A 13209-nucleotide genomic window follows, 5' to 3' on the forward strand; every position below is an offset into this window, starting at 1 on the left:
GATCAAGGGTGGGTGGGTGGGGCATCCACTCCTGGACGCTTCGCGTACGAAGGCACGTACTCCTGGCCGGAGAGCCGCTGGATGGCCGCCATGACCTCGTCGGTGACCTGCCGCCGGTCGCGGGCCCGGCCAGGGTCGCCGGTGAACGTCATGGGTTCACCGATCCGTACCCCGATCCGGTGGATTCGCGGCACCGACGCCCCCAGCGGCAGGACCCGATCGGTCCCCAGCATCGCCACCGGCAGCACCGGCGCCCCCGTCGTCAGCGTCAGCCACGCCACCCCGATCTTGCCCTTGTACAACCGCCCGTCCGGCGACCGCGTCCCCTCCGGGTAGATGCCGAACAGCTCGCCCGCCTTCAGAACCCCCGCCGCCGCGTCGAGCATCTCCTGCGCCGCCCCCGCACTGTCCCGATCTATGGCCAGATTCCCCTGCATGATCATGCGCATGATCGGATTCCCCGTCGTGAAGTACTCGTTCTTGGCCACGAACGTCACCCGCCGCGACAGCAACGCGGGAAGAAAGAACGAATCGAGCACAGAGAGGTGATTCGACGCCAGAATCGCCGGCCCCTGCTCGGGCACATGTCCCCGCCCCTCGACCCTCGGCCGCCACACCAGATGAACCGCGGGAACGCTGAGAAACTTGGCGACACGGTAGAACACAGATACTCCTCCGCTAGGCGACCAGATCAAGCGTAGTTCCCCACACGTTGATCCTCACCGAGGCAGGCTGAGCCACCAGAATGATCCCTGACACGAAAGCAAAGATCGTCGTCGCGTCGCCATCCCCAGCAGATGACATCCTGCGCGACTGCTCAGGCCCCGATGGAGAAGGCGTTCACCACGACCCCGTAGAACGGTTGCTGCGGACGGGAGTCGACACGGACGCCCGCCGTCCTTCCCGCTGTGGCCGATGGAGCTTGCGCCGATCCGGGTTTGGCCGACGCTTCCGGTGGCTGGGTTTCTCACCCTGTGGTCCAGGTGGATGGGCGGGTTGAGCAGGCTGGGGGTTAAACGCAGAATGCCCCGCCCGAGGGCGAGGCACTCCAACGTTCAGGCCGGTGTGGTGGTCGCCTCCTCGGCGAGATGCACAACACGGCTCCAGCCGAACGGTATTCCGTGAAGGCGGTAAATGCGGCCCGGGGGACACATCCACACCGGCATATGTAGTTAACCACACGGTCCGACCCCTTGTTCCCGCACGACATCCCGGTAGCGGTGTTTCGCGCCCCCGGCCTAGCCGCGCGAGGGCTGCCCGGCTCCGGCCAGCACCTCCGCGCACCCTCACATCCACTGTCCCGCGCAACCACTGTCCCTCCACGGCCATGAAGATGCCGGCCGAATCACCTCCGCGACCACGTCGACGAGAACACCATCGGCGTGGTGGCCATTCTCGACGTCACCTACACCGCGACTACGAGCCGGTCGCCGCCCTCGCCGCCGGGCGGCCGTAACGAACAGTGGTTGTCACCGACGATTTGGAGTCCGTTTCATGGTTAGTAATCCCTTTTGTGGTTTTCTCAAATGACACGTGGGCCGTGGTGAACGACAATGGGCTCATGGTCTTTTCGACTGAACGGCTGATCCTGCGGCGCTGGCGGGACGTTGATCGTGAGCCGTTCGCCGCGCTGAACGCCGATCCTCAGGTCATGGAGCATTTCCCCGCCAGGTTGACCCGCGAGGAGAGCGATCTGCTGGTGGACAGGATCGAAGCCGGATTCGAGGCGCGCGGGTTCGGCCTCTGGGCGGTGGAGGTCGCCGCCACCGGCGAGTTCATCGGCTTCACCGGCCTGGCGGTGCCCGGCTTCCGCCCCGGCGTGGAGATCGGCTGGCGACTGGCCCGCTCCGCGTGGGGGTACGGCTACGCGAGCGAGGCGGCCCGCGCCGTCCTGGCGGAAGGCTTCGAGCGGCACGACCTCCGGGAGATCATCTCCTTCACGGCCGCGGAGAACATCCGCTCTCGCGCGGTCATGCGCCGCATCGGCATGACCCACGACCCCGCCGACGACTTCGATCACCCGGCACTGCCCGACAACAGCCCCCAACGCAGACACGTCCTCTACCGAATCCACGCCCCAGCGAATTAGGACCCGCAGAGCAGTAACTCATAGACCCTCAAGCCACTGACCTCGGCGAACCCTTGGTGAGCCCGCAAGTTAATTCTCTGCGGGCCCTTTGCGCACCGACCAGAATGAGCCAGCCAGCGGGTAGCCCGCCGTTATCCGGCGCCGTTCACGCTGGCGGTGATCCTCGCCACACGTGCGCCAAGTGGGCGGCGAGAAGAGAATTGCCGGAATCAACATCATCCGCCTTGCCGACTGAGACACCCCTGTGTGCCTGGACCGGTCAGTGGGGGAGCCACTGGATGTCGTGGGTGGTGGTGCGGGGCTCGGTGAACGTCAGGAGGCGGGCGCCCTCTTCTTCGATCGCCGCCACGTCGGCGGGGGCGAGCGGGGTGAAGGGTTTGATGTGGAGGGTGGCGGTGCGGCGCTGGCGGGTGATTCGCCAGTGGGCGCCGGTGGAACCGTCGACGAGGATGATGCTGGGCATCGGGCCGTTGTCGGTGAATCCCTGGTGGAAGTATTCGGGGGTGATGAAGCGGGTGCGGTCGGCGTGGGACAGGAGCAGATTGTCGTAGTCGTAGAGGAAGCGGATCGGGGCCGGGGTGTCGGCGGGCGGGCGTGGGGCGTCGGGGAGGTCGAACAACTCCTGGCCCTGTTCGTCGCGGAAGCGGATGAGACGGTCGCCGAGCCGGGTGGTCACCTCGGCGAGGCGAGTCAGGCCGCACCAGGTCTGGATGTCCTTCACCGAGGCCGGACCGAACGCGGCAAGGTAACGCAGGACGAGTTCGTCGGGTGTGGCGTCGGTGGCCAGGGGGCGGCCGAGCCAGGCGTCGGTGGTGGTGTGGGAGGTCGCGCCGCTGCGGCCCCAGACGCCGCGCGGCGGCACCTGCACGAGCGGCAACCACATCCGGATCGCCTGGTAGAGCGCCGCCGGATCCCGCCCCGGCCACCGCTCCGCCAGCAACGTGCCCAGCTCGGACGGAGTGCGCGGCGCACTCTCCACTAACTCCCGCCCGTCCTTCGTCAAGGCCTCCCGATCGATGTCCCTGAGATGCTTGCCGAACGCGCCGTTGGTGCTGCGCTCGATGACCACCTGCACCAGCGGCCGCAACCACACCGCGTCGCGCGCGGTCACGAAATGGATCGTGGAGCGCATGACGGCGATCCGCACCGCATCCCTGCCAAGCAGCAGATCCGCGGCCTGCTCCGCCTGGAACCCGGCCAGCCGCGACCACAGCCCGACATACCAGGAGTGCGGCGTCTGCGCCTGCAACCCGACCAGATGTTCCAGCGCCGCCACGACACCCATGTCCGACCGGCCCAGCAGCAACTGCCGGGCGAGCGTGGCCCGATTGAGTTCCCGGAGCGTGAGCACGGCCATAGACCAAACGTAGACGCGCCCACCGACATAATCGCGTCACCCGCTGACCCAGTCCCTGGAGAGCCCAACAGGATGAGCAGGTCGCCGGGTTACTCTCCGCGATCCGGCACAGGGTGCTGGTTCTGTCGGTGGGGCGGCCTATTCTGCGCGGGTGAGTGTGAGCGTGATGGATGAGCGGGCGTTGAATCGCGCGCTGCTGGCCAGGCAGGGGCTGCTCGATCGGCTGGCGGGGCCGGTCGGTGCGGTGGTGGCGGCGGTGGGCGCGTTGCAGATGCAGTACTGGCCCGCGTTGCGGCCCGCTTTGTGGAGCCGGATGGAGGGGTGTCATCCGGAGGGGCCGTTTCTGGCGCATGACGTGGGGGAGTTGCTGACGGGGACCTTGCTGCGGGGGACCATTCATACCGTTACGGCGGGGGAGTATGCGGCTTATGCGGCCGTCGCGGCGGCGTCGAACGCGGGGAAGTGGTGGGCGGGGCCCGATCCCGGGCCGGGGGTGGGGGAGTTGACGGCCGAGTTGAAGGCGCATGGCGTGACGGCGCGGCCGGCGTCGGAGCTGGTGGAGTTCGTTGAGGCGTGGGTGGCGGGGAACCCAGGTGGGGTGAGCGCGGAGGAGGCCGTGCGGCAGCGGGAGTACAAGTGGTTGGCGGTCATGATGCGGGCACGGTTCGTGCGGGTGCCCGCCGACGGGATGTGGAGGGCCAGGACGCCCGCGCATTTCGTGGCCGCGCCCGGGGCCGAGGAGACCGATGTCGCGGCGGCCCTGAACAGCGTGATCCGCTGCCATTTGCGGGCGTTCGGTCCGGCCGCTGCTGAGGATGTGGCCAGCTGGATCGCCTGGAACATCACACCGGTGCGGGTCGCGCTCGAGCGCATGGATGGGCTTGTCAGGTTCGCCGATGAGACCGGGCGGGTTCTCTACGATCTGCCCGAGGCTCCCCGGCCCGATCCGGACGTCCCCGCTCCGGTGCGGCTGCTCCCATGGTTCGACAGCACCTTGCTGGCGTACGCCCCGAAGCGGCGCACCCGCATTCTTCCCGAGCAGTTCAGAGACATCGTGTACGTCAAGGCGAACGGGCAGCTCAAGCCGACTTTCCTGGTCGACGGGATGGTCGCCGGGATGTGGTCGATCGAGTTATCAAAAGGAGCGGCCACGCTCACCTTGAAACCACTCCGGCAACTCTCCGCCTCGGTCCGCAAGGAACTCATCACCGAAGCGGAGAACATGCTGGCCTACTGCCAGCCCGACGCGCGCTCTCATCACGTCGAACTGGCCTGAAAGCCGTCGATAACCCGAAATCGGAGGGTTCCAGCCAGGGCAGTCCAAAGCCGGTCCCGGCAGGCACGTGATCGCGCGCGAGCGGCCGTTTCAGCGGGTGGTGGCCGGGACGGCCAGTCAAGGGGGACAGAGCGATGGCCCCGCCCGAAGCACGCACTCGACCCGGCCTGCGGTGCTCCCCATGCATGCAGGGATGGTCCCACTTGTCGGAAACTGCCCGATATGCCGCCCTTGTGCGCCTGGGGATGGATGGGCTGGATTGGGAAATTGAGGGCGGGCCGGATGCCGCTGCGCGTCGCGTGGGTGCCCAGGGTTAGGCCGGGGGCGGTGATTGCGATGGTCCGCACGGAGGGCGGCGACCGGGATGGTCCGCACGGAGATTCGCAGTGCGGTCGGATGGGCTGGATCGGGTGATTGAGGCGGGTCAGATGCCGCGGCGCATCGCGCGGGTGCCCAGGGTTAGGCCGAGGGTGGCGACTGCGGTGGCGGCGAGTAGGCCGTACAGGAGGGAGATGTCGGTGAAGGAGCCGGCGAAGAGGGCGCGTTCGGCGTTGACGACGTAGGTGACGGGGTTGAAGGCGGCGGCTGTCTGGAGCCAGCCGGGGCCGGCGTCGACGGGGAGCAGGACGCCGGAGAGCAGGAGCAGGGGGAACATGACGAGTTGGGTGATGCCGTAGAAGAGTTCGCCGCCGGGGGCTGAGGCGATGGCCAGGACGAAGGAGAGCGCGCCGAGGCCGACGCCGAACACGACCAGCAGGGCCAGGCCGGCCAGGACTCCCGCCGCGTTGGGCTGGAATCCCAGCGGGATGGACAGGCCGATGATCAGCGCGGACTGGGCGAGCAGGACGACGAACTCCTTGAGGGTGCGGCCGATCAGCATCGCCGTGCGGTTGAGCGGGGTGACCAGCATGCGCTCCATGGAGCCGCCGATCAGCTCGACGAGGAGCATGTATCCGGCCATCATCGGGCCGGACAGGCACATCATGATCAGGATGCCGGGGACGAACCACTGCCAGGGCGCGTCGCCGAGGTCGGTGTTGCCCGACAGCAGCGGGCCGAACAGGAACAGGAACAGCAGGGGCTGCATCATCGTGAAGAGCAGCCCCAACGGGTCGCGGAAGGTAGGCGCGATCTCCCGCTGGAAAACGGTCACGGTGTCACGGACGAATGGCATGGTCATCCCTTCAATGGGGGGCCTCGGCTGATCGGGGATTCCGGAATCGCGCCAAGTCCGAGATTCCGGGAAGCGAGCCAGGGTGGGGGATCCCGGCCGGATCCAGCGGGCAACGGGCGGTCCTGGCGGGTTAAGGCGGTTCGCGCGGTTCTGACGAATGAAGGGGGCTTGCGCGGTTCTGGCGGGTTAGGCGGGGGCGCCCGGCGGCCGTCAGCATCGCCCGCGGCGCGAGGCCGCGCGCCGGGGCTCCGCCGGGGCTGCACAGCGGTCAGCCGACCGGCTCGCGCGGGTTCTAGACCGGTGTGGGAGTGGTGGTGCTTTTGTCCTTGGCAGGACCGGTGGGGTCGGCTGAGGTGGGGTTGGTGGTTTCGGATTCGCGGAGGCTGCGGCCGGTGAGGGCGAGGAAGACGTCGTCCAGGGTGGGGCGGGAGGTTTCCGCAGAGGTGGCTTTCGTTCCGGCTGATTCCAGGGCGCGGAGGTATTCCGGCAGTGCGGTGCCGGCATGGGCCACGCGGAGCCGGACGACGTCGCCGGTGACGGTGGGCGCGGAGCCGGTCATGCGTTCGGCAATGGTGGCCGCGCGGGCGGTGTCGGATTCGGTGGCGAGGGTGATGGTGATGCGGTCACCGGCGAGGTCGCTTTTGAGCTGCGCCGCGGTGCCGTCGGCGATGATGCGGCCGTGATCGATGATGATCACGCGTTCGGCCATGCTGTCGGCCTCCTCCAAGTAGTGGGTGGTGAGAAAGAGGGTGGTGCCGTGGTCGGCGCGCAGGCGGAGGATGTGCTCCCAGATGTTGGCGCGGCTCTGCGGGTCCAGGCCGGTGGAGGGTTCGTCCAGGAACAGCAGCCCGGGCCGGTGCACCAGGCCGAGCGCGATGTCCAGGCGGCGGCGCTGCCCGCCGGAGAGCGTGCCGGGTTTCCGGGCGGCCAGCGCTTCCAGGTCCAGCTGGGCGAGGACCTCGTCGGCGCGGGCCCGGGCCTCGGTTCGGGTGAGGCCGTAGCAGCGGCCCTGGGTGACGAGCTCGTCGCGGACGCGGAAGTTCTCCCCGGCGCCGTTCTTCTGCCCGATGTATCCGATCCGGGCCCGTACGGCGCCGGGGTTCTTCACGATGTCGTGACCGGCCACGGTGGCGGTCCCGGACGTCGGCGGCAGCAGCGAGGTGAGCATGCGCAGGCTGGTGGACTTGCCCGCCCCGTTCGGGCCGAGAAACGCCACCAGCTGTCCGGCTTCGACGTCGATGTCGATGCCGCGTACCGCTTCGACGGCGCCGCCCTTGATCTTGAAGCTGCGGGTCAGTCCGCGGGCATGGATCATCGCCCCTCCTCGGGGTGAAAAGTGTGGGCATGGCGAAGAAAGCCCTGGTCGGGGCTGTTTGGTGGAGTTAATCCATCCTTGACCAGCCAAAGCCGCTTTGGCAAACGTGTAACATACATTCACGTTTTGCCTGACCTGCGGAAACACGCTTTCCTCAGCAGCGGCGTGATCGGCGACACCAACCGGGATCAGACCGTTGACCTGCGCATTCGCGGCCAATCCAAAAAAAATCCGAAGAAATTCCGCCAGCCACCGCGCCGCACGCCCGTCAGGGCCGCCGCAGACCTATACCGAGCTGGTAAATCGCGGTCTATGCCCGTGTCTGAGCTGTTGGCTTGACCAACAAGTACCGTCGGCTGTGTGGCGGCCCCGCGCCGCCCGTACCAGCTGGATCCTCCAAGAGGAGAGCCGCGCATGAGCGAGGTCCGCATCACCCACATCGGCGGCCCGACGGCCCTGATCGAGGTAGGGGAATGGCGGCTGCTGACCGACCCGACGTTCGACCCGCCCGGGCGGCGGTATTTCTTCGGTCTGGGGACGAGCTCGCACAAGGTGGCCGGTCCGGCGCTCCCGGCCTCGGAGCTGCCGCCGATCGACGCGGTCCTGCTCAGCCACGACCATCACGGCGACAACCTGGACGAGGCCGGGCGCGGGCTGCTGCCGTCGGCGCGGGTGGTGATCACGACGGTGTCGGGGGCGCGGCGGCTGGGCGGCAGGGCGCGCGGGCTGAAGCCGTGGACGGCGACGAGGCTGGAGGCGCCGGGCCAGCCGACGCTGGAGATCACCGCCACCCCGGCCCGGCACGGCCCGCCACTCAGCCGCCCCCTCACCGGCGAGGTGATCGGTTTCGCGCTGACCTGGAAGGGCCAGCGCCACGGCGCGCTGTGGATCTCCGGCGACACCGTGCTCTACGACGGCGTGCGGCAGGTCGCCGGCCGGTTCCAGGTCGGCACCGCCCTGCTGCACCTGGGCGGCGTGCGATTCCCGATCACCGGCCCGGTCCGCTACACGATGACCGCCCGCGACGCCGTCGAACTCTGCGGCCTGATCCGCCCGATGACGGCGATCCCGATCCACTACGAGGGCTGGCGCCACTTCCAGCAGGGCCGCGACGCGATGGAACGCGAGTTCGCCCGCGCCCCGGAGGACATCCGCAGCCGCATTCACTGGCTCCCGGTGGGCGTGACGACGGCTGTCACCGCCTGATCGTCCTGGGCGGAGGCGGCGACATGGCAGGCGCCCCGGCCTTCGGCGCGCAGCACGACCCTGCCCCCGCAGATCCGCAGCGCGAGCTCGGTGTCGTCGCTCGGCTCGGCCAGACCAACGGCCGCGGCGAGCTCGCCCTGATCGACCACGATCCGCACGTCCGGCCACGCCGCCGGGGGAAAGGCCTCGCGCAGGCAGGCGCTCAACTCGGCCACGACCAGCCGGGCCAGCGGCGCGAGCTCGTCGGGATCGCCGGTGACGAGGATCGCGGTGACCGGCGACCCGGCGCGCACCGCCTCCTCGACGGCTTCGAGCCGGTTCAGGCCGAGCACCGCGACCACCCCGTCCCGGTCCAGCCGCGCGGGCCCGCCGCTCAGCAGATCCTTCGCGTACGGCGCCGCCCACGCCTCGTCCACGGCCCGTACGGCGGGAATCCAGGGCAGCACGGGCCACCAGTCGCCGAGATCGAGCCCGGCCAGCCGCTCGCACACCCCGACCACGTCGAACGGCTCGACGAAGCCGGGTGCGGCGGCCGACAGCTGGCGCGCGCCGTGCAGGGCCGCCAGGACGGTCCCGGCCAGCCGGACCCGCCGGCCGGAGGCGCCCTCCAGGCGTTCGAGGGCGAGGCCGAGCAGGATGGCGTCGAGTTTCAGCAACTGCGCGTACGGCCGGCGGGTGCGCTCCTCGGCGAGGATCTCGGGATGCAGGTCGCGGGTGAGCCGGGCCGATTCGGGTTCGTCGGGCAGGGGGAGGCGCGCCAGCCAGGCCCTGGCCAGCGCCGCGAGCGCCTCCCGCCCGTCGCGGACGGCCTCCGGCGGCGGCACCCGGGGGCCCTGTTCGGCGAGGTCGGCCAGGACGGCGAAGTAGAGGGCGCGCTTGCCGGGAAAGTTGGAGTAGACCGCGCCGCGGGTGAATCCGGCCCGGTCGGCGATGAGGTCGATCTTGGCGCCGCGGAAGCCGCGCTCGGCGAACTCCTGGCGGGCGGCGGTGAGGACCTTGTCCCGGTTGCGTGCCTGAAGTTGCGCCCGGCTGAGCCGACCCAATCGTCCTCCTTGCCGGATTGTCCCGGTTTTTCGTGCCGCGTTGCCGTACCCTCGTATCCAAGATACCGTCGCCATCTGGATGATGGGATCATTTGAGGAGACTCGTGGCGCGCATGGGTGAGGGCGGCGACCTGCTGAAGTGCACGTTCTGCGGGAAGAGCCAGAAGCAGGTCAAGAAGCTCATCGCCGGGCCTGGCCGGATCTGCATCTGCGACGAGTGCGTGGAGTTGTGCAACGAGCTCATCGAGGAGGAGCGGCAGGAGTCGGCCGGGTCCGAGCGGCCCGAGCTGCCCAAGCCGCGCGAGATCTTCGACTTCCTGGCGCAGTACGTGATAGGCCAGGATCGCGCGAAGATGGCCCTGTCGGTGGCCGTTTACAACCACTATAAGCGGGTCCAGGCCGGGAAGCCCGGGGACGAGGTCGAGCTCGGCAAGTCCAACATCCTGCTGATCGGGCCGACCGGCAGCGGCAAGACGTACCTGGCGCAGACGCTGGCGCGGATGCTGAACGTGCCGTTCGCCATCGCCGACGCCACCGCGCTGACCGAGGCCGGATATGTCGGCGAGGATGTGGAGAACATCCTGCTCAGGCTGCTGCAGGCGGCCGACTTCGACGTGAAGCGGGCCGAGACCGGGATCATCTACATCGACGAGATCGACAAGATCTCGCGCAAGAGCGAGAACCCGTCGATCACCCGGGACGTGTCCGGGGAGGGCGTGCAGCAGGCGCTGCTGAAGATGCTGGAGGGCACCACGGCGAGCGTGCCGCCGCAGGGCGGGCGCAAGCACCCGCACCAGGAGTTCATCCAGATCGACACCGCCAACGTGCTGTTCATCGTCGGGGGCGCGTTCGCGGGCCTGGAGAAGATCATCGAGCAGCGGGCCGGGCGTAAGGGCGCGGGGTTCGGGGCGACGCTGCGCACCCGCGAGAAGAAGGACGGCCTCGCCGAGGTGATGCCCCAGGATCTGGTGAAATTCGGGCTGATCCCGGAGTTCGTCGGGCGGCTTCCCGTCATCTCCACCTTCCAGCCGCTGGACCGCACCGCGCTGGCCCGCATCCTCACCGAGCCGCGCAACGCGCTCATCAAGCAGTACCAGCGGCTGTTCGAGATGGACGGCGTGGAACTCGAGTTCGCCGAGGACGCCGTCACCGCCATCGCCGAGCAGGCCCTGCTGCGCCGCACCGGCGCCCGCGCCACCCGCGCCATCCTGGAAGAGGTCCTGCTCAACGTCATGTACGAGGTGCCCAGCCGCGACGACGTGGCCCGCGTGGTGGTCACCCGCGACACGGTGCTGGACAACGTCAACCCCACCCTCATCCCCCGCGACCACCGCGCCTCCGGCCACCGGGAGAAATCCGCCTGAGGCCCTACGATCGGCAGGGTGAAAAGCGACCCCGTGGTCGAGGAGCTGCTGCGCGAGCTCGCGCCGCAGGTGCTGGGCGTGCTCATCCGCCGGTACGGCCGCTTCGACGCCTGCGAGGACGCCGTCCAGGAGGCGATGCTGGCGGCGGCCGTGCAGTGGCCCGGCGAGGGCGTGCCGGACAGCCCGAAGGGCTGGCTGATCACGGTCGCCGTGCGCCGCCTGACCGACCAGTGGCGGAGCGAGGAGGCCCGCGCCCGCCGGGAGCAGACTCTCGCCGCGATGACCCCCACCGAAACCGACACTTCCGATATGTCCGGCCAGGATGACACGCTGACCCTGCTGTTCCTGTGCTGCCACCCGGCCCTGTCGGCGCCGTCGCAGATCGCGCTCACCCTGCGCGCCGTCGGCGGCCTGACCACGGCCCAGATCGCGCACGCCTTCTTCGTGCCGGAGGCGACCATGGCGCAGCGCATCAGCCGCGCCAAGCAGCGCATCAAGGCCACCGGCAGCGAGTTCCGGCTGCCACCCGAGGGGGAACGCGAGGAACGGCTGCGCGTGGTCCTGCACGTGCTGTACCTGATCTTCAACGAGGGCTACACGGCCACCTCGGGCCCCGAGCTGGCCAGCGCCGAGCTGACCGGGGAGGCGATCCGGCTGACCCGGGCCGTGCACCGGCTGCTGCCCGAGGACGGGGAGGTGACCGGGCTGCTGGCGCTGATGCTGCTCACCGACGCCCGCCGCCCCGCTCGCACCACCGCCGACGGCGGCCTGATCCCGCTGGCCGACCAGGACCGCGGGCTGTGGGACCAGGCTGCCATCGCGGCCGGGGTCGAGCTGCTCACCTCGACGCTGAGCCGCTCCCCGCTCGGGCCCTACCAGCTGCAGGCCGCCGTCGCGGCGGTGCACGACGAGGCCCCGCGCGCCGAGGACACCGACTGGCCGCAGATCCTCGGCCTGTACGAGCTGCTCGCCCGCCTGTCACCCGGCCCCATGGTGACCCTCAACCAGGCGATCGCCGTGGCCATGGTGCACGGGCCCGCCGCCGGCCTGGCCATGCTGGAATCCCTGGACGGCGACACGCGGGTGAGCGGCCACCACCGGCTTGAGGCGGTTCGCGCGCACCTGCTGGAGATGTCCGGCGACCTGCCCGCCGCCCGCGCCCGCTACCGCGAGGCCGCCCGCCGCACCACCAGCCTGCCCGAGCGGCGCTACCTCCAGGCGCGGGCCGCCCGGCTGGCCGGCGACTGAACCGCTGACGCGGGCCCGGCGGATTGTGCTCGCCGGCGCGGGCTCCACTACTGTGAGGCGTAGGCCGTGACTGGCGCTGAGGTGGAGCACCACCGGGGAGCGGCCGCCGTTCTCGGGAAGTGCCGTGCGCCTGGGCCACAAGCAGCAGCACGCAGCCATGTCCAGGAGAACTCGTGACGCAGACCGCCCGTTTGATGGATGGCGCCGGACTCGCCGGCCGGATCGTCGAGGAGTGCACGTCGAGAGCGGCCGCCCTCACCGAAAGCACCGGCCAGGCGCCGTGCCTGGCGACCGTGCTGGTCGGAGCGGATCCGGCCTCGGTGACGTACGTGCGGATGAAGCGCTCCCGCAGCGCGGAGGCCGGCATCGTGTCCCGGCACGTCGAACTTCCCGCCACGACCACGACCAAGGAGCTGGTCGGCGCCATCACCGCGCTGTCGGAGGATCCGGCGGTGCACGGCATCCTGCTGCAGCATCCGGTCGGGGAGCACATCGACGAGCGGGCCGCGTTCGAGGCCATCGCCCCGGAGAAGGACGTCGACGGCGTCACCATGCACTCCTTCGCCGCGATGAGCTTCGGGCTGCCGGGCTTCCAGTCCTGCACGCCGGGCGGCATCATGCGGCTGCTGGACGCCTACGACGTCGACCTCACCGGCAAGCACGCCGTCGTGGTGGGCCGCAGCGCGATCCTCGGCAAGCCCGCCGGGATGCTGCTGCTGGACCGCAACGCCACCGTCACCTACTGCCACTCCCGCACCAGGGACCTGAGCTCGATCGTCAAGCAGGCCGACGTGCTGGTGGCCGCGGTGGGCCGGGCGCGCTTCATCCACGGCGACGACATCAAGCCGGGGGCCGTGGTCATCGACGCCGGATACAACGCCGGGAACGTCGGCGACGTCGACTTCGACAGCGCGAAGACCCGCGCGAGCCTCATCACCCCGGTCCCGGGCGGGGTCGGCCCCATGACCATCGCCGTGCTGCTGGCCCAGACGGTCGACGCCGCGGAACGGCAGCTAGGCCCGTTTTCCGTAGGTGGGGATGATTGGGGCATCTTCGGCGCGGCTTGTTGATCGTGGCAGTCCGAGCCGGTAGTTCCTGAGCCTCGTGAGACAACCAGCGCAGTTCGGCGGCCCGAGT

11 protein-coding genes and 1 riboswitch are annotated in these 13209 nt (G+C 69.6%); of the genes, 6 read left to right on the forward strand and 5 right to left on the reverse strand.

The genetic code is table 11. The features are described from left to right. Window positions 1-2 precede the first annotated feature (2 nt). Entirely contained in the window at window positions 3-665 is a 663-nt protein-coding gene (locus ABGB08_RS53305; RefSeq protein WP_347607825.1) for a lysophospholipid acyltransferase family protein, read from the reverse strand. An 896-nt stretch (window positions 666-1561) separates the two neighbouring features. On the opposite strand from ABGB08_RS53305, the gene ABGB08_RS53310 reads away from it, so the two are divergent. Then, window positions 1562-2089 carry a GNAT family N-acetyltransferase gene (locus tag ABGB08_RS53310; protein ID WP_347607828.1) on the forward strand — a complete coding sequence of 176 codons (528 nt, stop codon included), beginning with the start codon at window positions 1562-1564 and terminating at the stop codon, window positions 2087-2089. 259 nt (window positions 2090-2348) lie between these two features. Here ABGB08_RS53310 and ABGB08_RS53315 read toward each other — a convergent pair whose 3' ends face one another. Beyond that, window positions 2349-3446: a winged helix DNA-binding domain-containing protein gene (locus ABGB08_RS53315; RefSeq protein WP_347607831.1), complete on the reverse strand. Its 1098-nt coding sequence runs from the start codon at window positions 3444-3446 to the stop codon at window positions 2349-2351. A 151-nt stretch (window positions 3447-3597) separates the two neighbouring features. Here ABGB08_RS53315 and ABGB08_RS53320 point away from each other — a divergent pair, with 151 nt between their 5' ends. Beyond that, window positions 3598-4722 (forward strand): winged helix DNA-binding domain-containing protein, encoded by a 1125-nt coding sequence (locus ABGB08_RS53320; RefSeq protein ID WP_347607834.1) that lies wholly within the window; start codon window positions 3598-3600, stop codon window positions 4720-4722. Between the two features lie 424 nt (window positions 4723-5146). Here the strand turns inward: ABGB08_RS53320 and ABGB08_RS53325 are convergent, their stop codons facing one another. Then, window positions 5147-5896 (reverse strand): ABC transporter permease, encoded by a 750-nt coding sequence (locus ABGB08_RS53325; protein ID WP_347607837.1) that lies wholly within the window; start codon window positions 5894-5896, stop codon window positions 5147-5149. Between the two features lie 292 nt (window positions 5897-6188). Then, the gene (locus ABGB08_RS53330; protein WP_347607840.1) at window positions 6189-7211 is read right to left on the reverse strand and encodes an ATP-binding cassette domain-containing protein; all 1023 of its coding nucleotides are present in this window, start codon (window positions 7209-7211) and stop codon (window positions 6189-6191) included. A 414-nt stretch (window positions 7212-7625) separates the two neighbouring features. On the opposite strand from ABGB08_RS53330, the gene ABGB08_RS53335 reads away from it, so the two are divergent. Continuing rightward, window positions 7626-8417 carry an MBL fold metallo-hydrolase gene (locus tag ABGB08_RS53335; protein ID WP_347607843.1) on the forward strand — a complete coding sequence of 264 codons (792 nt, stop codon included), beginning with the start codon at window positions 7626-7628 and terminating at the stop codon, window positions 8415-8417. Here the strand turns inward: ABGB08_RS53335 and ABGB08_RS53340 are convergent. Continuing rightward, window positions 8375-9460, reverse strand: a complete 1086-nt coding sequence (locus ABGB08_RS53340) for a helix-turn-helix domain-containing protein (RefSeq protein ID WP_347607846.1) — start codon at window positions 9458-9460, stop codon at window positions 8375-8377. The two genes, ABGB08_RS53335 and ABGB08_RS53340, sit on opposite strands and share 43 nt — an antisense overlap. A gap of 104 nt (window positions 9461-9564) precedes the next feature. Between ABGB08_RS53340 and clpX the strand changes: the two genes are divergently transcribed. The 3 genes from clpX (at window position 9565) to ABGB08_RS53355 (ending at window position 13142) form a co-directional block, all read left to right on the forward strand. Beyond that, window positions 9565-10824, forward strand: coding sequence for an ATP-dependent Clp protease ATP-binding subunit ClpX (gene clpX, locus ABGB08_RS53345; protein WP_347607849.1), 1260 nt, complete (start codon window positions 9565-9567; stop codon window positions 10822-10824). Between the two features lie 18 nt (window positions 10825-10842). After that, entirely contained in the window at window positions 10843-12072 is a 1230-nt protein-coding gene (locus tag ABGB08_RS53350) for a sigma-70 family RNA polymerase sigma factor (RefSeq protein ID WP_347607852.1), read from the forward strand. A gap of 56 nt (window positions 12073-12128) precedes the next feature. Continuing rightward, window positions 12129-12215, forward strand: a riboswitch (ZMP/ZTP riboswitch). Between the two features lie 30 nt (window positions 12216-12245). After that, complete coding sequence (locus tag ABGB08_RS53355) at window positions 12246-13142, forward strand: bifunctional 5,10-methylenetetrahydrofolate dehydrogenase/5,10-methenyltetrahydrofolate cyclohydrolase (RefSeq protein ID WP_347607855.1); 897 nt, start codon at window positions 12246-12248, stop codon at window positions 13140-13142. Window positions 13143-13209: the final 67 nt, after the last annotated feature.

This window comes from Acrocarpospora sp. B8E8 (assembly GCF_039871605.1).
Classification (GTDB): Bacteria; Actinomycetota; Actinomycetes; order Streptosporangiales; family Streptosporangiaceae; genus Acrocarpospora; species Acrocarpospora macrocephala.

Bases quoted from the DNA above. Each gene is read 5' to 3' on its own strand.
- ABGB08_RS53335 (WP_347607843.1), top strand. From the start codon at position 7,626: ATGAGCGAGGTCCGCATCACCCACATCGGCGGCCCGACGGCCCTGATC.
- ABGB08_RS53310 (WP_347607828.1), top strand. From the start codon at position 1,562: ATGGTCTTTTCGACTGAACGGCTGATCCTGCGGCGCTGGCGGGACGTT.
- ABGB08_RS53325 (WP_347607837.1), bottom strand. From the start codon at position 5,896: ATGCCATTCGTCCGTGACACCGTGACCGTTTTCCAGCGGGAGATCGCG.
- ABGB08_RS53315 (WP_347607831.1), bottom strand. From the start codon at position 3,446: ATGGCCGTGCTCACGCTCCGGGAACTCAATCGGGCCACGCTCGCCCGG.
- ABGB08_RS53330 (WP_347607840.1), bottom strand. From the start codon at position 7,211: ATGATCCATGCCCGCGGACTGACCCGCAGCTTCAAGATCAAGGGCGGC.